The following is a 21656-nucleotide window of genomic DNA, read 5'->3' as shown; positions in this document are numbered from 1 at the left end:
GAAAGGGGTTTTTACATATGAATTTATTGCAAGGTAAAAATATTTTGGTTATGGGTGTAGCGAATCATCGCAGTATCGCGTGGGGAATTGCCCAGTCCTTGTCGAAAGCGGGAGCGAACCTGATTTTCACATATCAGGGAGAGCGATTGAAAAAGAATGTAGAGGATTTGGCTGCAACGTTGGATCAGCCTGAGCAGCTATTGTACAACTGCGATGTGACCAAGGATGAAGAGGTAGCAGCATTATTCCAATCTATTAAAGAAAAAGTAGGAGTATTGCATGGCATCGCTCACTGTATCGCATTTGCTAAAGGGGAAGATCTAAGCGGTGAATTCGTTGATACCTCCCGTGACGGATTTGCGTTAGCACATGACATCAGTGCGTATTCTCTGGTAGCGGTAGCTCGCGAAGCTCGTCCGTTAATGACAGAGGGCGGTAGTATTGTTACGTTGACATATCTTGGCGGTGAGCGTGTAATCTCCAATTACAACGTGATGGGTGTAGCTAAAGCGGCTCTCGATATGAGTGTACGTTATTTGGCAAGTGATCTTGGCAAAGATAACATTCGCGTAAATGCGATCTCTGCTGGTCCAATCCGTACATTAGCTGCAAAAGGGATTAGCGGCTTTAATGCGATCATCAAAGAAATTGAAGAAAAGGCTCCTTTACGTCGTACGATTGATCAAACAGATGTAGGCGACACTGCTTTATTCTTAATGAGCCATATGTCTCGTGGTATTACTGGTGAAGTACTACATGTTGACGCTGGCTACAATATCATCGGTCGTTAAGCTAGACTACTAAAGAACCCCCTACGGATTGCCGTGAAAATAAAGTTCAGTTCTGCGCTTAGAACAAAACCTTATGCCGGCAAGCATAGGGGGTTTTCTTTATCGTACATGGTTCTATTCTGGTTCTTTTTTTCCTCGCCCCATCTCCGAAACAAAGCGGGACATACGTGTTTTACGACCGAATCTCTCAGTAGGTACACCAATAAATAAATCATGTCTTGCACGTGTAACAGCTACGTACATGAGGCGACGCTCTTCCTCAATAGCGTCCTTGTTCCCTTGGCGTGCTTGATCCATAGCAAAATCATGAGGGATTGCCCCTTCTACCACATCCACTAAGAAGACAGTATCGAATTCTAAGCCCTTTGCTCGATGAATACTTAACATCTGTACGGCATTGTGATTGTTTTGTGGCTGCTTGCGCCATTCAGCTTCCTTTTTTATCATCTCATCAATATAAATGAGGAAATCTTGAATGCTAGTATGACGTTTCGCTGACACCAATAACTGACGCAATTCATCTGTGGAGCGTTCCTGATCCCGTTCTGGACGATCTTTATCACGCTTTTTTACGTAATCACGTAGCTTAAGGTCCTCATAAATCGTTTCAAGTGCATGAACGGGAGTAGCGTTATATAAGCTATGTAACGTATCTATTACTTTACGCATTTGCGCCCGTTGAAAGGTTTTTAGATGGGTTAATTCGGGAAGCACGGTTAACTGCGAACAATTATTTAAGATCGATTGACTTCGAATATCGTTCCAAACGGTTGGTGATAGATAAAGCGTAGGCAATATTTCTCGCAGCGCCGATTCATTTTCACGATCTACCACCAGTCGCAGGTAACCGAGTGCCCAGCGAACCACTTGTTTGTTATAGAAAGGCTCATCCTCTCGTGTAAAGGAGAATGGAATATCTGCCTCGCTCAGACGTTCTAGTAAAGGGCGTGTAGACTCGTAGGTACGAAACAACAGCGCAAATTGGTGAGGCTCAGCTCCATTTTCTATGCGCAGCTTAATTTCATCCACGATCCGGGATGCTTGTTCCTCTTCATCCGCTGGCTGGAAGAGGTAGCAAGAGCCTTCTTCTCTGTGAAATGACTTTAGTTCCTTTTTCCAGCGAGTACGATTGTTCCCGATCAGGGAGTAGCCAAGACCCACGATAGAAGAGCGAGAACGATAGTTTACTTCTAATGAAATGGTCTTTGCATTAGGATAGTCAGCGGTAAAACCAAGAATATAGCGTGGATCACTGCCCCGAAAGCCATAAATAGACTGATCATCGTCTCCAATTACGCAGAGATTGTTTTCAGGAGCAGCCAGTAACTTTACTGTTTCATATTGAACGCGGTTAATATCTTGGAACTCATCAATCATAATGTATCGGATGCGCCCCTGATACAACGACAAGATATGCGGATCGTCTTTTAGCATTTCATAACAGCCAATTAGCATATCATCAAAGTCAAACCAACCGTGCTGTTTTTTTAGCTTTTCGTAGAGAGGGTATAGTTCCTGTGCTTGCTTTTCTTCCGGACTGTCCGCTAACAATAGCTGGGCATCGGAAGTGGTGATATATTCATTTTTCCAACGGCTTATGATACTCAAGACTGCCTCAAAATCCGACTCCTTGACTATCGGATTCTCCATCTGTGCAATAGCGCCAGTTTCACGTAAAAATTTACGCTTTTGCCATTCTTGCTTTAACAAACGTTGCTGGTCCCAGCGTTCAGGCTGATGAAATAATAGCATTCGGTAAAATAAGCTATGGAAGGTACCTGCAATCAAAGCTGATGCCTGATGGGAAGGCAAAGATTTCATTAAACGATGTTTAATTTCTCCGGCTGCTTTGGTAGTAAAGGTGACCACCATGATAGAGCGTGGGTCAATATTCAGCTTTGTAATTAAATGGGCAGTACGGGCAGTCATAACACGAGTTTTGCCACTGCCAGCACCTGCGAGAATTAATAAGGGCCCCTCGGTACAAGTAACAGCCTGCTCTTGTGCGGGATGTAGATCTGAATGATAATGTTCTTCCAATACCTGCGTGCGTTGTTTTGGTGCAATCAGGGTACGGAAGCTTTTAACAGGTGTAGTGGGTGCCTGTGTCACAGCCGTTGCTGGAGGTGTAATGCTGCGTCCTTTAGGTAAGCGAAAACCACCGACTATTGAATCATTGGATTGATCATGATTAGCAGAGGCTTGTACAGATTCCAGACCTGATGCTGATGTAGACTGTTTTGCTTTAGCTGTACTATTGCTGCTCGCAGATGCTAATTCTGTCGTGACCAACGCTTGTTGTAAGTAGCTATCCAGTTCGTCTAGTGAACAGGGAGCAGTATGTACATGAGTAAAAAATGGCTTACGGCTTATGCCAGCAACGATCTGAACAGGTTGTCCACAAACAGGGCATGAGAGTTCCCCTTGCTTCGCATACATGCGCCAAGTGGGAATTTTTGCATAGTTGTCTTTGCGTAACAAAAGCAACTCATCATTGTACTTGGCAATATTCAATATAGATTCACTCCTATACAAACGGAAATGTCCCTCAATGATAGAGGGACATTCCAGTTATCAGGCTTGCAATAGGATATCGCCAGACGAATCTTCTTGTGCTGGCTCTACTTCAAGCTGTTCAATGGCAATTCTATTTATTCGGTGGTTATCGAATTCTGTAATCGTAAACTTAAAGTTATTATAGAGAACAGACTTTCCAGCCGTCACTTCTTCACTTAATTGGCTGTATACCCAACCTGCAATTGTATCCACATCATCGGAAACCAGCTCGATCGGCAAGATATCATTCAAGTCGGTGAGCAATGTTTTACCAGATACCGATAAAATATTTTCCGCTTTGGTTTCGATTTCAGGACGCTCAAATGCATCAAATTCATCCTGAATTTCGCCTACGATCTCTTCTAGGATATCTTCCATGGTAATGAATCCGGCAGTACCACCATATTCATCAATGACGATCGCGATCTGTGAACGGCGCTTTTGCATCAGTCGCAGAACGTGGCTCACTTCCATGGACTCTGGTACCGTTAAGATAGGACGCAAAAAGTCATGCAAATTAGCTTTTCCTTCTGTGAGAGCTGCTAGATAGAAGTCTGAAGTATGCACAAAACCAATGATTCTGTCTTTGTCGTTATGAGCGACAGGAAAACGCGTATGACGTTGATCACGAATCATTTGCAGGTTTTCCTCAAAGGTATTGTCATCATATAAGCAGATCATGTCAATTCGTGGAATCATGATTTCACGTGCAAGACGTTCGGAGAAATCAAAAACATTATCCACAAGCTCCATTTCTTCGACATCAATGTGACCGCTTTTGTGACTTTCATTTACCAACAAACGAATTTCTTCTTCTGTATGGGCCGTCTCATTTTCAGAAACTGGCTGAATGCCCAAACGGCGCAATAAAAAAGTTGCTGCACCATTCAGTACCCAAATGATTGGATAACTGATTTTGTAGAAGAACATGAGCGGAGCAGCCACCAGTAGTGAGGTTGATTCCGCTTTTTGGATGGCGACCGACTTTGGTGCCAATTCTCCAAGAACGATGTGCAAAAAGGTAATAATACCGAATGCAATCGCAATGGAAATAGAGTGTAAAAGAGCCTCAGACGCAATCCAGTGACCAAGGAGTGGTTTGACAATCAGATTGCCAATCACTGGTTCCCCGACCCAGCCAAGTGCCAAGGATGCGAGTGTAATCCCCAATTGGCAAGCGGATAAATAAGCGTCTAGTTGTTGTGTTACCTTTTGCGCGTAAACGGCGCTTTTGCTACCTTCGTTAACCAATTGGGTTAAGCGCGTTTGACGCACTTTTACCAAGGAAAACTCGGCTGCAACGAAAAATCCGTTTAAAAGAACCAACAGGATAGCTACAAATACTTGGCCTGCTATTAACAGTAGGTTCGACGGATCTATCGGTATACTGTCCAAATGGTTTCTCCACCTTCTAGCTTGTAGAAAGGGAGAACTCACCTCCATCTTTCGTTGAATTTATATATGATGTTGTAGATTATGAACGTTTGGACAAAAGATGACATATTTAAATGCCAAGGAAAATAGAAAGTTTATATAAATTGTTTACACATTAGTATACCAGCAGGTGAATTGGATAGTCAAAACCAGATATCTCTAATCTTGGCAGGAAAAAGCTGCAAGCATCGCTGTGGCTCCTTTTTTCTGGAAATCATGCATGTATTCATTCATTCTGCCCCATTTTTATGCATGGAAAGCAAATGCTCCAGCTATGGTGAGCAAACACCCTAAATGCCTGTAGAGTGTATTAGCATTGGCACCATGATAGCAGGGAACAGATCAGGACTGACTGATGTAGTCTTGGATATACTATGGTAAAAAAGCAAAGAAAGGGTTGGACGAATTGTCGCAGCCCTTGTATGGCATTATACAAACATATTCACATGCAGCTCAATTTGGGGCAAGCATGATTGGCAGCAATGCCCTCATTTAATATTGTCGACTTCAGCTTTATAAAGGAGCTATTATTCGAAAACGAACGGTTAGAATCTATTTACCTACAGATAGGGTCAATTGCATACCTGAACTGTGTAAGAAATGAAAGAGGTTACCTACAGATTTGTGAAAAGGAAGATTACCATACAAAATAAGTCTACCTAGGTACTTCGTATGACTTTCTGGAGACTGGACGGGTCTTTTATCCACAGGGAAGGCTTGAGTATTCTTTCGTAGGAAATCAATTTGGTATATTACTTCAAAATGGATACATATTTGCTTGCTAAAATAGATGTGAAATGTGCTAAAAATCACCCCGCCTATGTAGAGTGAAATTCGTTTATGTTATGATAAAAGAGCTGGTTGAATGCCTTATTTACCAGTTTGTTGATGAGGTTTGCTTAAATAATCGGCGATTTCAGCTAATTTATGTTCCGCTGCCGCCTTTATTGCCCGGGGAATCAAGAGATCTTCTTGGGATGTTCGTAAGGCCGTCTTCAATTTTAAATAGGGGGAACCAATTTTTATCGTTTCCTCGTTTTCACATTCCTTGGGGACTGTATGGCGGGTGGGAATCTGGAGATTATAGGTCATCCCTGTTGATGAATCGTAGATCCTTGCGTTATAGGTGGGTGAATCTTGGCTCTTGCTCCGATGAAAACCTTGCTCTAAAAGCGTCTTTTCTACATACCACAATGGCTGGATCATACCTACTAGAGTGTTACATTCAAGTTGCACGAAGACTCCCTCCTTGCTTACTTTCCGGTTATAACTTCAGTTATATGTAAGCGCTCATTTTTTCAGACTGCTTTTTCTATAGATTAGGAGCCATTTGGGATTTTATCTATAGAAGTAAGTAAAACCAAGTTTAAGTTTTCTAAAATTGGGGTGATTGATGATGGAGATTTCATGTGATTTACATACCCATACGTTGGCATCTGATGGAACAACGACACCAGCGGAAAATGTTCAGCTCGCGAAAGAGGCAGGCCTTAACGCCGTTGCTATTACAGACCACGATACAATAGCAGGAATAGCAGAAGCGATTCAAAAAGGGATGGAGCTAGGAGTAGAAGTGGTGCCCGGTGTTGAAATTAGTACTGCTCACGAGGGAAAAGACATTCATATCCTTGGCTATTTTATTCCGTTTGAAGACCCAGCCTTCCATGAAGCATTAGCACAGCTACGTGATGTGCGTCATCTGCGTAATCTGAAATTGATTGCGCGTCTTCAGGAGATTGGAGTAGATATTACGGTAGAGGATGTCTATCGACGCAAAACCTCTGATGATAAAAATATAGGTCGTCCGCACATTGCAGAGGAATTGGTCATAAAAGGGCTTGCTACATCCATTGATGATGCATTTCGGAAGTATTTGGGAGAAGGTGGCGCCGCTTATGTAAATGTAGAGCGGATCGAACCATTGGAAGCAATCAACATGATTAAGAAAGTTGGTGGTGTGGCAGTTATTGCTCATCCTGGCTTATATCAGAACAACGATTTGGTAGAAGAGCTAATTGTGTATGGGCTAGATGGCATCGAGATCAACCACCCTGACAATTCAGAAGAAGATAAGGCAGTGTATCGACAATTTGCAGAGGAATATGGATTGATTGTGACGGGTGGCTCTGATTTTCATGGATACCGTGGGAATCAGACATTTCATGCACCACTGGGAGCCTATGGCACATCTAGTGATGCTGTTGATAAAATGCGAAGACTAGCAGCGTTACGACAACAAAAATAAATCATATCCGCTATGAAAATAAAAACACGCAGGAGAACAGAGGATTGTCCCGCGTGTTTTTTGTTTGGATAGTTCACTATCTATTCAACTGTTTCTTCATCATGATATGATCGATGCCGGCGTCATCAAAAATTTCACCGTAACCCTCATACCCCAATTTCTCATAAAATGGCTGGGCTTGTAACTGAGCCGAAAGCTTGAGCGTTGAGTTCCCTTGCTGGACAGCGATTTTTTCCAGGTGAAGCATTAGTTCACGACCCAGGCCTGTCCCGCGGGTATCTTGTTTAACAGCAACACGTTCAATTTTTCCCACTCCTTGTTCAGGAGAACGAAGGCGTCCGGTAGCTGCCGGTTCGATATCTCGGTAGGCTATAACGTGTATGGTTGGATCAGAGAGCTGGTCGTGCTCATCAATTTCCAGATCCTCTGGTACCTGTTGTTCTTCTATAAAAACAACACGGCGCACATGCAATGCATCTTGCAATTCTTTGTCTGTGGTTACTTGGCGAATGGTATACATCTGACTTTCCTCCAAAATATAGTAAGAATAATCTATTGTCTATAGATGAGTAGATGATGTCAACATCTCAAATCTGTTTATAAAAGCAAACAAGGCCATAACGAGCAAGGCCTTGTTTATCCAATTTCATTTGAAAATAACAAGTTAGGCTAATGGAAAGCTTCTTACAATCGACCACTTACCATCAACTTCTTCTTTTAGTACATGTAGATTTGTTATTTCAGAAGGAAGATCGAATTTCATCATGCCCAACTGATCGACAACATCCTTTAATTCAGACTCACTTAAATCACGTCCTATGGTCAGATGAGGGACGAAGGCAAACTCTTCCTGATGATCACCGAAGTATCTCATAATGCTGGCATGCAAGTTTTCAACAGCTTCTTTGTTCTGAAAGGATAGAAAAATAACGTTGGTAGTAGGATGGAACGTAGAAGCCCTGTGGAAATTAATAGAAAAAGATGAGGTTGATTTTGCGATGTCTTCCAATTGAGCGGACAAGGCAGCAATCTGCGTATCATCCGCTTCAAATGCCTCTTTTAACCGGATATATGGCTGAACCAAGGCATAGGCAGGGTCGTACCGTTTACGGTATGAGTTAGCGACTTCTTGCACTTCTTTTGATGGGAAAAGTACGATACTATATTTCATGGAAAACCCTCCTCCTCATATAAAATGCCCATTAAACGCCTTTTCTCTATTTTAACAGAAAATTCTTTCGGTGTATAATGTTGCAGTTGTCTTGTATATACTTGCCTTTTTCAGGAAACCCTACTGGAAAAGGGGGTGATACATATGAAAAGTGCTGTTTTGATGACGTATGCTTTTTTAGGAATTACCATGCTACTTGTACTGCTCTTTACGATGCTTTGGGTTATTCTTAAAAGTGACAAAACCGTTATAACCAATGGATCTGCCCGCTCTCAATTACGTGACCCGACAGATCCTGCCACTAGAGAATAGAGCTATCATTTGGGCTTATCTATCTTCTTTGCTACGAGTAAAAATAACGAATAATCTGGGGCAGATGGGCTTGCCAATGCTCCCATGCATGGTCGCCTTCGCTTATTTCTAAGTGAAAGGTGGCCTTTTTTTGTTGCAATAATTCTACAAAGCGTTGGTGTGGGGTAAATAGATCAATCGTTCCGTAGCTTGTAGAGACAGCCGTTTCTTTGGTACCAATCTCCAGATAAAGAGATAATTGCTCAAAGGACTGGCTATTTGCCGCTAAGTTATAAAAGGATTCATACAGGGCCCCTGACTGAGAGGCTACATTACCAAATGTATGAGGATAACGGATAGCGGCCGCTAAGGAAACCGTACCACCTAGTGAGTCACCGATCAGTGTCCGTCCACCACTTAATGGCTCTGTAGCAAAATGCTGATCCATATACGGCGCTACTTCTTCTGCCATGAAGCGTATATAGGCATCAAATTCCTCGCCATCAGGATGATAGCGTGAGCGTCTTTTTTCCTTTTCAACGGGAATAAACACAACGATGAGATTCTGAATCTCCCTTTTATCCAGCATACGGTCAAGCAAACCTGGCAGGCGTCCCAAGCTTAAGTAATCCCGTCCGTCCTGAGCGTATAAGACTGGATAAGAATACAGCGGTGAATAAAAGGGTGGTGTATAAATAAGTAGCGTTTCCGTAGTGCCCAGATATTGACTAGCGAGAGTCACTTCTGACAAGCTACCTTTTGGAGTCTGAGAAGTAGACATGGGATAACCTCCTTTGCTAGATAATCGTATTTTACTGTATAGGGGAGGGGGACGGCAAAAGGGAAATGGGCTTAAACTTTTAGAAAAGCATGCTGTATGAAGCCAAAAAAACAGCGATTTGCTTGAACCGGGTAACCAATGAGGGCAATACGGTCTGATCGAACAGTGCAGAGAGTCGCAACCCACACAGAATGTGATACTATATAAGATGTATTCATTATTTTGCCACTCATGTGTGTAAGGAGGTTGGCTGTATGAAAATCAAAAGGGTACACAGTAAACAAGTTAGAGATGCAGCTTTAGCCAGCTTGACAGAACGAGGAGTATCCATTGAGGCTATTGCAGAAATCGTACACGCGATGCAATCGCCCTATTACCCTACTTTGGCCATGGAGGCTTGCATAGAAAGCGTTCAGGCTGTTTTAGAAAAACGTGAAATCCAACACGCCATTTTAGTGGGCATCGAACTGGATAAATTGGCTGAAAAAGGTTTGCTTTCTGAACCTTTGCAATCCATAATCGCAGGTGACGAGGGTCTTTTTGGTTGTGATGAAACATTGGCACTTGGTTCCGTTTTTGGCTATGGCAGTATTGCTGTAACAACGTTTGGGCATCTAGATAAACAAAAAATTGGCATTATTAAACAACTGGATAATAAAACAGAAGGGAAAGTAAATACCTTTCTGGACGACATGGTGTGTAGCATAGCCGCTAACGCATCAAGTCGAATGGCGCACCGCCTGCGCGATGAAGAAGAAACAGAGGCAGCGAGAAAGCAAGAAGAAGAATCCGATCAATTGCGGATCAACATTGGAATGGCAGGTCAGCAAGCAACTTCCGATCAGGCTGGATAAGCCATTACGTATTATTTTTTGAAGAGCGTAGAGATTATGAAATTTCTCCCATGAAGGATAAAAGTAGAAAGCACCTGAGCCAGTTTTTTTGGCAGGGTGCTTTTTGTTGTGAGGGCTGGCTTATTTGTTATTTTTAAGGAAGGCAGCATGGAGGTGGAAAAGGTAGATGTAAAATGATTCTTAGAAGGTAAAGCAGGATGTTTTATTTACGTAAAGCTTGTAAACATAATATTTTTTCTATGAAAGAAAAAAGAGGTTATACGAGAAAACATGAATAAAAAATAAAGAGCATGAATTTTTGATTAAATATTCAAAAAATAATTGACAATTGCACGTAAAAGGGAGAATATGTAAATTAAGGTGATATTATGAATGAGGAGTGAAAATTAATGCGCATATCTAAGCTGTATCATGCTGTAATTTGTATTACTCTAACTTCTAGTTTACTACTACCTATCCCTATGTTTTCTACCAAAGCCTTAGCCGCCGCCCCTGCTCCTACTCTGCATGACGAGAATCCCCATGGTGCTTTTGGTGATTGGTATACGGGAGCTATTCCGCCTAACGCTTCGCTGGACAAGCCTGTCATTTTATTTGTTCAAGGACTTCACGCTACCTACAAAAAGTTTTATCGAGACGGCGGCTTATATGAAGCAGCCTACAACTCGGGGTACCGCACTGCTTTTGTGCAATTAAGAGATGCTGATGGTGATGGCGGCAACATGTATACCAATGGAGAAAAGCTGGCTGAAGTGATTAAAAAAGTAGCCGATTATTACAACGTAAAACAAATCGCAATTGTAGCTCATTCTAAAGGCGGCGTTGATACACAAGCAGCCCTCATTCATTATGGTGCGGCCCCTTATGTTCATACGGTTCATCAGCTTGCTACTCCTAATAAAGGCTCTGAGCTGGCAGACTTAGCCTATTCCTCGTGGTTCTCCTGGCTCGCCGAGATTTTAGGCAAAAAAGATGATGCCGTATACTCCTTACAAACCTCCTACATGGCTAATTTCCGCAAGCAAACAGATAATCATAGGGATATCAACAAAACCAGAACCTATATGGCAGCAGGTACAGGGGATGATGGCATATTTACAAAGTATTGGTTTGCCCATGCTGTTTTACCAGGTGAAGACGATGGAGCCGTTACCGTTGATTCTGCTTTTGGCTTACCCTATGGAATTAAAACCTTTAAGAAAAATATCTCTCATACTGCTATTACCGATGCTAAACACGTATGGTCAGAGGTAGAATCCAATATACGTAAAAGCTCGAAAGAATTACAACCCAATTTTGCGCCGGAATTAGACAGAGAATATCAATTGGACGAGGAAGAAAACACTCCAGCCTCAATCGTGAGCAATACAATTGTAAGAGGCGGTAAAATTAAAGGAAAAACGCAGGATACCTTCTTGCTGGAAAGCGGAGTTAGTCAGATGATGGTAGATGTTATGACAGCGAATGAAAAGACAAAAGTTAAGCTGATTAGCCCATCAGGCAAGGAGTATACGCCAAAGAGACTAGAAGATAGTGACTTTGACTCTGAGACTGACGTGGATGGGGACGAGACTCAGGAACTATTTGCAAGTGCGATCCATCATGGATTTAAAATTGATGATCCAGAAAAAGGAAAATGGAAGCTTGTTGCGTCTGGGAAAAACGATGCCTACTTTATGTTTGCTCAGGTAGAAAGTGACCAACCAATGGAAGTAGTAAGTGAGAAAAAAATCTATGAACCAGGTGAGCGAGGAGAAATCCGAGTTGAATTACCTGAAGCTACTATTAAGAAACAGGCAATTGCTAATGTTAGCATGGTTGAAACAAAGAATCGACAGCTTTTGGCCGCGGAAGATTATCTGAAAATTAAGGAAAAAGACGATGAGATTCAAGGAACTTTTAAAGCTCCACGGGAACCAGGGGTTTACAACATTTGCTTAGAAATCACTGGGGTAAATGAATTTGGGGAAGAGTTTTCACGGTCGGTCTGGTATAATTTTGCAGTCATAGATGAGGATGCAGAGGAAGAGCTATAGGTATATTTTGTAATACATTTTTCATATTACATTGCAAAAATAGATGAATGGCACAATTATGATATTATTATTAAAAAATTAAATTCTTTATTGTATGCGTTTACATTGTGTGGTATCATTCATTATACAAAAATGAAAATCAGTTATACGGCGTGTTACTAGTACGACTAGGCATGAGCTAAAGGGTGAGTAGAGAATTCTTTCTGCTACCTGTTTAGTTCATGCTTTTTTGCTAGCCATTTTCCTTATGCATGAGGAGGATCGTGCAAAGCCGTGCTTCTGATTAACCTAACAACATAGAGCTGCTCATAAGGAGGAATTTTTTATGATGTTACGCAACAAAAAATTACTAGCTAGTGTAATTCTAGCAGCATCCCTGGTAACAACGTCTAGTGTATTCGCGAACCCAAGTACGACTACTGTAAAAAATGATGAGCCTACAAGCTACCGTATTAACCAGCTAAAAGAAACAGCGATGTACTATTACTGGCACGGTGGTGATTTAAAGAAAGCAGAAGCGGAGATTTTTAAGGGAATTACCTTAAAAGGAAAATACGATGTTGTTGAAAACGCTTACCTAGAAGCAACTATGCTTGACCCTTTTGATAATGACCTGAAATTCGGACTAGCTTCTACTCAAATCATTCAAAAGAAGCTTCCGGAAGCATTAGAGACCTATAAGCAAATTCTGAATCTTGACCCTACTAATTTTAATGCTAATTTGTTATACGGTGTTTATTCCAAGGTTAATGGTGATACAAAAACGTATGATGCTCAAATGGCCAAATTAAAGAAATTAGATGAGCAAAAAGCAAACGAGTACGCAGCAAAGCTTGCCTCTGCTGAAGCGTATATGCAGACTGTTTTTAACAAGGACGTACCAAAAGGCTTGCCACAAAAAGATCATGCCATCGTCATTCTAGGCTATGCGCTAGCAGAGGATGGAACCATGCGAGAGCCATTAATTGAACGTCTAAAAGCAGGACTTGCTCTAGCAAAGCAGTATCCAAATTCTAAAATCATCGTAAGCGGTGGTGTACCGAAAAAAGGTGTAACGGAAGCGGACGCTATGAGCAAATGGCTCATGGAGCAAGGGATTGATAAGAACCGTATTCTATTAGATAACAAAGCAACCGATACCGTTGAAAATGCGCTTTTTTCCATTGCAATCATGGAGCGTGAAGGCTTAAAGGATATGACACTGGTATCCAGTGCGAGTCATATGCGTCGTGGATTAAGTGTGTTTAAAGAAGCGAGTGAGCATTATGCGAAGCAATTGGGTAAAAAGAACGATCGCAACATCACTAATATGGTATATCTAGATTATAAATCCATGGAAGAAGCCCATAAAGTAACAAAGGATGAGCAGTTAGTTATTTACCGCGATTTATTGAGAACAAGCGGAATTTGGGCGTACCCTGGTATGCAGCGCTAGGCGTTATTTTTTACTTATTGTAAGCTATTCAGTATGATCTGAGGCTTTTGTTAGTAGAATAATGCTGATGTTACAAAACAGAATTGGACATTAAGATAGATGTAACTAGCAGAGAGCGCACGCGTTATTTTATTTCTTCAAGTAAAAAAGTCAAAAGGCTGTGGAGCCGTCTTGTCTGTAGGTTTATCTGTGGATGAGACGGTTCTTTTTACGTGTATTTTTTAGTGGGATTTCATATAATTAACTTTAATTACATACAGAGGTATATACTCACAATAATGTTTTTTAAAAGAATTTTCCTAAATAGTTACATAAAGGCTGAAAAAAACCGATGTAAGTAATAGATATAAAGTCCTAGTCAGCTATACTGTCAGGCTGATTTACTATCAAGGGAGGGCATAGGCTAATGAAATGGCTAGACATACGAAATAGTATATTTAATCGAAAGACCTTGCGGAGTAGGCTGATGTTCCTGATTATTGTTGTCCTAATATTACAGGGAATCCTCATCGGCTATTCCTCCTACTACATTTCGAAATGGCAATTGGAACAAAAATTAGAGGAAACAGCTAAATCGAATGTAAGCTTATTGAACCAAGCAATTGACCAGATTATCCAATTAGAGATTGCTAATCTCGATACTCTGGTCCTACAAATTACCTCTAGTCAAATCGACACGCAGAGTCCTGAGCTTCGAAAAATAATGGAGGACTTTGCAAAACAACATCCTGAGATCGAAATCGTAACAGTCGGGAATCAAAATGGTGCATGGATGAAAGCTCCTAACCCAGGTAAACAAGACTATGATCCACGAACGCGAGATTGGTATAAACAGGTCATGAAGGATCCGAGCGCCATCGCTATCCATAATCCTGTCATTTCGATGACAACAAAAAATTATGTATTGAATATCGGTAAAGCGCTTCCAGATGGACAGGGTGCCGTAAGTATTAGTTTAAGCATTAATAAACTTCACGAGTTAGTGGGAAGTGTAAAATTTGGTTCTGAAGGATATGCGTATCTGCTAGATCGTACGAACAAATTCATGTCCCATCCTACACAAGCCATGGGACATCAGGTAGATGGTGAGCAATACACATACATACAACAAAACGATAAGGGCTCGATCGGCTATGATTCCCCTGAGAACGGTAAAAAATTAAAAGCGGTATTTGAGACCAACCCTTTAACAGGCTGGAAGATCGCAGGGGTCCTTTCAAATGAAGAATATGCAAAGGCTTCTGCCCCGATTCTGAACCAAACGGCCTTCATTTTAGTTGTCTTTCTCGTAGCCGCTTCGATCTTAATATTTATCTGGACAAGTAAAATTACAAAACCAGTAGAACTACTGGCTGTCGCTGCTAAACGAGTAAGCGATGGTTATTTAGACGAAAAGGTGAATATTAATCAGAACGATGAGATTGGTCAATTAGCCACCAACTTCAATGAAATGGTAGGTTCTCTGAGAGGGATTGTCACAGAGATGAAGGAAACATCTAATCAATTGGCGGCGTCAAGTCAACAAATGACAGCTAGTACACTCCAAAATTCTAAAGCGGTTGAATATGTAACTGAGCTAATAGAGGAGTCGGCAAACGGATCAAAAGCACAAGCAGTAGCTACATCTGAAAGCGCTCGGACCATGGAAGAAATGTCATCGGGTATTTTTAAAATCGCCGAATCAGCAAATGCCATTGTAGATTCATCGGCTAAAACCTCAGAGGATGTACAGAATGGTAATCAAAAAGTAATAGTAGTGACAGAACAAATGGAAGCGATTCGTCAATCTGTAGAAGAATCCGCAGGTATTATGGAACAATTGCAAAAGCATAGCGGACAAATCGCTGAGATGAGTACAGCTATCGTTGATATTGCGGAGCAGACGAACTTGCTATCGTTAAATGCAGCGATTGAAGCAGCACGGGCAGGAGAGCAGGGAAGAGGCTTTGCTGTCGTTGCGAATGAAGTCAGAAAGCTTGCAGATCAATCTAAACAAACGGCAGATCGCATCCAAGAGATTATCATACAGGTAACGAGCTTGACCCAGAATGCATCAGAAGTCATGAAAAAGAAAGTTCATGCAGATGTCCAAAAGGGTATTGTGGTGACAACAGAAGCTAGAGAGGCTTTTACTAACATTCAAGCATCGACACAGCATATCGTTGAACAAATTCATGACGTATCAGCCATTACAGAACAAATGTCGGCAAGTGCACAAGAAGTCTCTGCCTCCATGCGCGAGATTGCCCAGATTGCCCAAGGCATGGCGACCTCTTCACAGAGTGTTACCGGAGCATCTGAGGAACAGCTCGCATCAATGGAGGAGATTACTTCATCTGCAACTGCACTGACTAAGATGGCAGAAGGAATGCGGCGTGCTGTCGAAAGATTTAAGATAAACGAATAAGAGAAAAGTAGAAAAGATAGAGGAGCAATATGGAGTGCCTACCTAGCAGGAAAGTCCTGTTAAGTAGGCACTATTCATGTAAAGATACCTTTTATTACCAAAAATAGGCCTAGAGTATAATGTGAGAATGAACAAAACCAGCAAAACCAGCCGAACCAACAGTGCTGGTAGAATTGGCGGATCTTGGTAGGGAAAAGCTTAGCTTAGTAAAGAAAATTGATGTGCGTAAATATTCTGATAGAAAATAAGCTATTGGGGAAAATTCACAAAAAAAAGCAGAAAAAGTTTTATTTAACTATTGAATCTTAAATGAAAATGAGTTATACTTATTTTTGTCAACAAACAATGCTTATATATGTTATACATAACCTTTTAAGCATAAGGGCCCTTAGCTCAGTTGGTCAGAGCGGTCGGCTCATAACCGATTGGTCGTAGGTTCGAGTCCTACAGGGCCCACCAAATTACATATTTCATTCCCAGAAAAATTTGATCCGGTAGCTCAGCTGGGAGAGCACCATCTTGACAGGGTGGGGGTCGCTGGTTCGAACCCAGTCCGGATCACCATATATAAGACGTGTAAACCCCTTGGGAATCAAGGGGTTTTTGTTATTTGTAGATAAACTTGTCCATATGCTTTTTGGTGCGAAAAGAAAATTTGGCGCGAATTTGGCGCGAATGAAATTTCTATTTAGCTTCTTTGTTTTCAAAGAATACTTTACCAAATGTTTCAGCAGTTTCCTTTTGAATGTTAGGTAAAACGTGAGCATAGCGGTCTATCATCTTCATATCAGACCACCCCATACGTTCAACAACAACCTTTGGATTAACGTTTGCTTTTAATAGCATGGTGGCATGTGAATGTCGAAGATCATGAATTTTTATTTTTTTTACCTGCGCTTTTTCAATCAAACGGTAAAATGACCTCATTAAATTTCTTGGAGTTACTGGAGTTCCTACAATAGTGCAAATAACTAGTCCGTTATCTTCATACATACCTGGATCAGCTTTTAATTTTTCAGCTTTGTATCTTTTTTCAACTTCCCTCATCTCTTTTACTGTTTCTGCATCAATAGCTATAGTTCTATTTCCAGAATTAGTTTTAGCTCCAATCTGTACCTCTTTTCCGTCATGACGGAAGCTACATTCTTAGGGAGCATTTTCCAACTAACTTTAATGATTCATTGATAATTGTATGTAACTTTTGAATATTTTCGTCTGAAAGTCTACCTGATTCAAACAAGGAAATTCTCTAGCCAGCTTTAATCATGCTCTTACAATTTTATCATGTGGACAAGAAAGCTCTAGAATGAAGAATCTAGGGTAAAGGTGAAACACTATCTACTCACTGAAAAATAGATTGTAACTGGTTTGCCTAAAGGGGAGTTTAAATTTGAGTGAAGTAAGGATGATTACTTCCTCGGTGCATGTGACAACCCAAATATTTTTTAAAATGAGGCTTATTTCCATATGATACAAAAGGATTAGGTACTAAAAATACTTTTGACAACAGTAATTTTTTCTATTTTTATTCTGTACAATCTATCATACAATTTCAATTGCCCTCAAGAACCGGGAACCTCACTTTAAATAACAGCTTCTATAGTTATGAAAGAGAGAAACATCTCAAGGGTGCAGACATTTGGATCTTTGTCTATAAGCTGAAACCCGGACGTGGATCAGGGGTATTTTTTATTGTTTAAAATGTCAAATAGTTTATCTCATTTTTGGGTTAAGTGATCAATTTGATGTGTCATCATTCGTAGCTTTTACTGAAGCTTAGTACTGATGTAAAGGTCGGAGTAGCATTGCAGTTAGTGAAGACCTAGCAAAAAGGGGAGCCAGACAAAACAGTTCGTCCAACCAACACAGTAACATATGTGAAAGCATCTACTTGGGTGAGCTAGACATCAAGAAACAAACAGCTTCAGAAGTACTTCCAGATGTTTATGGTTAAATGCTAGATTAGCGGCCTAAGGTCTCTTATCTTTCTAAAACATATATGTTATGTAAACAAGGGAATGAAATACTTCAATATACGATATTTGGAGGGGTTGTAAGTGAATAAAAAAGTAATCCTATCAGTGCTATCTGCAGCACTAGTAACTAGTATGGCTACTTCTGCTTATGCAGCAGATGGCGGTGTATATATTGGTGGAAAAGTAGACAGATACTATTCTGACAAAGCACTAATTAAACAAACCCATAAATTTGTAGCAGATTTATATGATTCTGGTTTAGAGAATGTTGAAAACAACGTTCTTTATGTAAATTGGGATGGGAAAGTAGCTACTTTACAAGAACTGATGGTTGCTAAATTAGCGGGAAAAGAAGTTGAATACAAAACAATAACTAGCAAAGATTTCGAAAAAATCGGTGGAGAAAAAGGTTTCTACGCTGTAGATGCTAAAGGTAACGTTTCTACTGTAAAAGAAATGCAACCTGAGCAAAAATTACTTACCACAGAAGTTATTGTTACTAATGCTACTGAGTTTAATATCGCATTACAAAATCCAAATGTGAAAACCATTATTTTGGGAACAGATATTCAAGGAGATATTACTGTAGCTCGTAGCATCATCATTAAAGGTTTAGGCAAAAAGATTATTGGCGATCTGAAGATTACGAATGTGGACAAAAATAATGTGGAGTTAAGCGATGTTACTGTTGAAGGAAAAACAATTGTAGGGTAGGTATAGATCCACAATGCTTTTTTGGAATATTAGGGAGATCGATACATTCTTTTATCGTCCTCTCCTTACATATATGAGGGAGTGAATAGTAATGAGTAAGTTTAATTTCAAAAAATTATCGGTATTAGCTGTTCTTTCTACTGCTGCATTTAGCATGATTGTAACACCTTCATTTGCAAAGGTGACGGTAACGAATTCTACATTTAATGAGGTAGTTGTCAATAAAGCTACCGAAATTGAGTTTGATAATAAAGTTAACGTTTCTAAAATACTATTTAATACATCTGATGTAACGGTCATAGGATTACCTTCTACTACAAATATCCAAGTAGGAGAGTATGTGGATACAGAAAAAATAGGTGGTTTATCGAAAGAGCAGAAAGCTAAAGCAAAACGAGTAGCTCCTCCTATCACTAATCATGTAGTAGCCCCTGTAATCGGTAAAGTTGAAAAAATTACGATCACTAGCAAAGCTAAAGGTAGTGTCGCTAGGAGTGTAAAATTAGAATTGCCAAATGTCGGTGGCAATAGCTATAAAATTTTAAAACAAAATCAGGTATTTGATACACCAAATAAAGGTACTAAGGCACCTAATAAGGCAGTAGCTTATATTTCTGGAAATGATATTACAGATGCACAAGCTAATGAATATATTGGTGTCTATGAAGTAGACGGATCGAATCACATTGTGAAGTTCATATCTGTTCAGTTGGAAGCCGGGGATATCAAAGTTGCTCCGATTGTTGCTCCGGCTATTAGTGGTCATAAGGTAGAGGCAGGTAGTGCATCTGAGACCACAAAAGTAACCTATACTGTAGGCAACGGAAATAGCCTGAAATATAAACTAGCAGATAGTGTAATCACGACACCAAAAGTAGGAGAAGCGCTTCCTGGTGGCGAGCAAGACTATATCTCTGGTAACGACATCAAGGCTACGGCAGGAAAAAATCTAGGTCTGTATGAAGTAGACGGATCGAATCACATTGTGAAGTTCATATCTGTTCAGTTGGAAGCCGGGGATATCAAAGCTGCACCGATTGCTGTTCCGACTATTAGTGGTCATAACGTAGAGGTAGGTAGTGCTACCGGGACAACAAAAGTCACTTATGTTGTAGGCAATAAAAACAGCTTAAAATACAAACTAGAAGATCATGAATTCACGAAACCAAATGTAGGTGATGTTCTTAGTGGAGGGACTAGCTACACTTCTGGTGACGACATCAAGGCAACGGCAGGACAATATCTTGGTCTCTATGAAGTAGATGGGTCGAATAACATTGTGAAGTTTGTATCTATTCAGTTGAAAGCTGGGGATATCAAAGCTGCACCGATTGCTGTTCCGACTATTAGTGGTCATAACGTAGAGGTAGGTAGTGCTACCGGGACAACAAAAGTCACTTATGTTGTAGGCAATAAAAACAGCTTAAAATACAAACTAGAAGATCATGAATTCACGAAACCAAATGTAGGTGATGTTCTTAGTGGAGGGACTAGCTACACTTCTGGTGACGACATCCAGGCAACGGCAGGACAATATCTTGGTCTTTATGAAGTAGACGGGTCGAATAACATTGTGAAGTTTGTATCTATTCAGTTGCAAGCCGGGGATATCAAAGCTGCACCGATTGCTGTTACGGCTATTAGTGGTCATAACCTAGAGGCAGGTAGTGCTACTGGGACAACAAAAGTAACCTATACTGTAGGCGAAGAGAACAGCTTGAAATACAAACTAGAAGATCATGAATTCACGAAACCAAATGTAGGTGATGTTCTTAGTGGAGGGACTAGCTACACTTCTGGTGACGACATCCAGGCAACGGCAGGACAATATCTTGGTCTCTATGAAGTAGACGGGTCGAATAACATTGTGAAGTTTGTATCTATTCAGTTGCAAGCTGGGGATATCAAAGTTGCTCCGATTGTTGCTCCGGCTATTAGTGGTCATAACGTAGAGGCAGGTAGTGCTACTGGGACAACAAAAGTAACCTATACTGTAGGCGAAGAAAACAGCTTGAAATACAAACTAGAAGATCATGAATTCACGAAACCAAATGTAGGTGATGTTCTTAGTGGAGGGACTAGCTACACTTCTGGTGACGACATCCAGGCAACGGCAGGACAATATCTTGGTCTCTATGAAGTAGACGGGTCGAATAACATTGTGAAGTTTGTATCTATTAAGTTGGAATCTGGGAATATTTCGAAGTAGACAATGGCGATAAAATTGGTAATTAAAGATTAAAGAAGAATTAAGTTTATCCGCTCAGAGTTTGTCTCTCTGAGCGGATAATTTTCTATGTGCCCAGCATGAGAAATACACGTCCAAAGTTTTGCTACAGGCACATGTCATGTTATGGGGAAACGCCTATACTTGATTAATTGAGGATGGGATGGCAGACATAAAAATCAAAAATGTTGAGGCCAATCAGAAACAACCTTTAAAAGCAAAAATTCAACTAAAAAAGGATAAAAAAGAATTTTATTCGAAATCAGAAAGTTTTGATAGAAAAAATTCGATTCAATCAATATTCAAAACGCTATTATAAGTAAATACACACTTATTTCATATGATAATAAGTATCAAGGTGCGAGGTATGCTTTAATGCTGAAACAAGAAGAACCAATCACTACAGTGACGATTGATTATTCCTATTTGGGGATAAAATGTACGGCTGTTTCATTTACTAGTACAGGCTCTTAAATACTAACTTAGAGATGGATTGGGGACGAAATTTTTTTGTTCTCTTTTTTTGTTTCCAAAAATTTGAGTTTTTTCTTCAGTAAAATATATGTGGAAAGTATTATATTTTTAAAAGATTTTCTCACTAAAGGCATTTTCATCTCTGTAAAAAGACACAAGCCGGATATCCTATCTCAGGGATTGTCTGTTTTACTTAAGTAATAGGTATAATTTAAACATAGGAATATCCTGATAGCTTAGGATAAAAAATGCCCGGAATTTTAA

The 21656-nt window shown here is 40.4% G+C and carries 15 protein-coding genes, 2 tRNA genes and 1 pseudogene; 11 read left to right on the top strand and 7 right to left on the bottom strand.

Features of this window, described 5'->3' with window-relative positions; genetic code table 11:
* The first annotated feature begins 17 nt into the window (after positions 1 to 17).
* On the top strand, positions 18 to 791 hold the full coding sequence (gene fabI / locus BRLA_RS18150) for an enoyl-ACP reductase FabI (protein ID WP_003338777.1): 774 nt from the start codon (positions 18 to 20) through the stop codon (positions 789 to 791).
* A gap of 114 nt (positions 792 to 905) precedes the next feature.
* Here fabI and BRLA_RS18145 read toward each other — a convergent pair whose 3' ends face one another.
* The 3 genes from BRLA_RS18145 to BRLA_RS18135 all read right to left on the bottom strand — a co-directional run bounded on the left by BRLA_RS18145 (position 906) and on the right by BRLA_RS18135 (position 6017).
* Positions 906 to 3305 carry a UvrD-helicase domain-containing protein gene (locus tag BRLA_RS18145; protein WP_003338778.1) on the bottom strand — a complete coding sequence of 800 codons (2400 nt, stop codon included), beginning with the start codon at positions 3303 to 3305 and terminating at the stop codon, positions 906 to 908.
* A 60-nt stretch (positions 3306 to 3365) separates the two neighbouring features.
* A complete protein-coding gene (locus BRLA_RS18140) occupies positions 3366 to 4742 on the bottom strand; it encodes a hemolysin family protein (RefSeq protein ID WP_003338779.1) in 1377 nt (458 codons plus the stop codon).
* A 909-nt stretch (positions 4743 to 5651) separates the two neighbouring features.
* The gene (locus BRLA_RS18135; RefSeq protein WP_041752361.1) at positions 5652 to 6017 is read right to left on the bottom strand and encodes a hypothetical protein; all 366 of its coding nucleotides are present in this window, start codon (positions 6015 to 6017) and stop codon (positions 5652 to 5654) included.
* A gap of 157 nt (positions 6018 to 6174) precedes the next feature.
* On the opposite strand from BRLA_RS18135, the gene BRLA_RS18130 reads away from it, so the two are divergent.
* Positions 6175 to 7026, top strand: a complete 852-nt coding sequence (locus tag BRLA_RS18130; RefSeq protein ID WP_003338782.1) for a PHP domain-containing protein — start codon at positions 6175 to 6177, stop codon at positions 7024 to 7026.
* 76 nt (positions 7027 to 7102) lie between these two features.
* Here the strand turns inward: BRLA_RS18130 and BRLA_RS18125 are convergent, their stop codons facing one another.
* Both BRLA_RS18125 and BRLA_RS18120 read right to left on the bottom strand, forming a co-directional pair.
* Entirely contained in the window at positions 7103 to 7546 is a 444-nt protein-coding gene (locus tag BRLA_RS18125; protein ID WP_041752357.1) for a GNAT family N-acetyltransferase, read from the bottom strand.
* Between the two features lie 144 nt (positions 7547 to 7690).
* Positions 7691 to 8197, bottom strand: a complete 507-nt coding sequence (locus BRLA_RS18120) for a 2'-5' RNA ligase family protein (RefSeq protein ID WP_003338785.1) — start codon at positions 8195 to 8197, stop codon at positions 7691 to 7693.
* Positions 8198 to 8341: 144 nt separating this feature from the next.
* Here BRLA_RS18120 and BRLA_RS24370 point away from each other — a divergent pair, with 144 nt between their 5' ends.
* Positions 8342 to 8509 carry a hypothetical protein gene (locus tag BRLA_RS24370; RefSeq protein WP_003338786.1) on the top strand — a complete coding sequence of 56 codons (168 nt, stop codon included), beginning with the start codon at positions 8342 to 8344 and terminating at the stop codon, positions 8507 to 8509.
* A gap of 31 nt (positions 8510 to 8540) precedes the next feature.
* Here BRLA_RS24370 and BRLA_RS18115 read toward each other — a convergent pair whose 3' ends face one another.
* Positions 8541 to 9269 (bottom strand): alpha/beta hydrolase, encoded by a 729-nt coding sequence (locus BRLA_RS18115; protein ID WP_003338787.1) that lies wholly within the window; start codon positions 9267 to 9269, stop codon positions 8541 to 8543.
* 254 nt (positions 9270 to 9523) lie between these two features.
* On the opposite strand from BRLA_RS18115, the gene BRLA_RS18110 reads away from it, so the two are divergent.
* From BRLA_RS18110 to BRLA_RS18085, 6 genes are all read left to right on the top strand, one after another.
* On the top strand, positions 9524 to 10123 hold the full coding sequence (locus BRLA_RS18110; protein ID WP_003338788.1) for a phosphatidylglycerophosphatase A family protein: 600 nt from the start codon (positions 9524 to 9526) through the stop codon (positions 10121 to 10123).
* Between the two features lie 389 nt (positions 10124 to 10512).
* A complete protein-coding gene (locus BRLA_RS18105) occupies positions 10513 to 12159 on the top strand; it encodes an esterase/lipase family protein (protein WP_003338790.1) in 1647 nt (548 codons plus the stop codon).
* Positions 12160 to 12484: 325 nt separating this feature from the next.
* The gene (locus BRLA_RS18100) at positions 12485 to 13594 is read left to right on the top strand and encodes a YdcF family protein (protein ID WP_003338791.1); all 1110 of its coding nucleotides are present in this window, start codon (positions 12485 to 12487) and stop codon (positions 13592 to 13594) included.
* 406 nt (positions 13595 to 14000) lie between these two features.
* The gene (locus BRLA_RS18095) at positions 14001 to 16001 is read left to right on the top strand and encodes a methyl-accepting chemotaxis protein (protein WP_003338792.1); all 2001 of its coding nucleotides are present in this window, start codon (positions 14001 to 14003) and stop codon (positions 15999 to 16001) included.
* A gap of 382 nt (positions 16002 to 16383) precedes the next feature.
* Positions 16384 to 16460, top strand: a tRNA-Ile gene (locus tag BRLA_RS18090).
* Positions 16461 to 16489: 29 nt separating this feature from the next.
* Positions 16490 to 16565, top strand: a tRNA-Val gene (locus BRLA_RS18085).
* Between the two features lie 120 nt (positions 16566 to 16685).
* On the opposite strand, the pseudogene BRLA_RS18080 reads toward BRLA_RS18085, so the two are convergent.
* Positions 16686 to 17114: pseudogene (locus BRLA_RS18080) on the bottom strand (tyrosine-type recombinase/integrase); the annotation flags it as partial.
* Between the two features lie 944 nt (positions 17115 to 18058).
* Here BRLA_RS18080 and BRLA_RS18075 point away from each other — a divergent pair.
* Together BRLA_RS18075 and BRLA_RS18070 are read left to right on the top strand one after the other, a co-directional pair.
* Positions 18059 to 18691: a hypothetical protein gene (locus tag BRLA_RS18075; RefSeq protein ID WP_003338794.1), complete on the top strand. Its 633-nt coding sequence runs from the start codon at positions 18059 to 18061 to the stop codon at positions 18689 to 18691.
* Positions 18692 to 18782: 91 nt separating this feature from the next.
* On the top strand, positions 18783 to 20900 hold the full coding sequence (locus tag BRLA_RS18070) for a hypothetical protein (RefSeq protein ID WP_041752356.1): 2118 nt from the start codon (positions 18783 to 18785) through the stop codon (positions 20898 to 20900).
* The last annotated feature ends 756 nt before the right edge of the window (positions 20901 to 21656 follow it).

Source organism: Brevibacillus laterosporus LMG 15441, assembly GCF_000219535.2.
Taxonomy (GTDB): Bacteria; Bacillota; Bacilli; order Brevibacillales; family Brevibacillaceae; genus Brevibacillus_B; species Brevibacillus_B halotolerans.
Note: the sequence above shows the minus strand (reverse complement) of the source record. Positions and strands in the feature narration are given on the sequence as shown.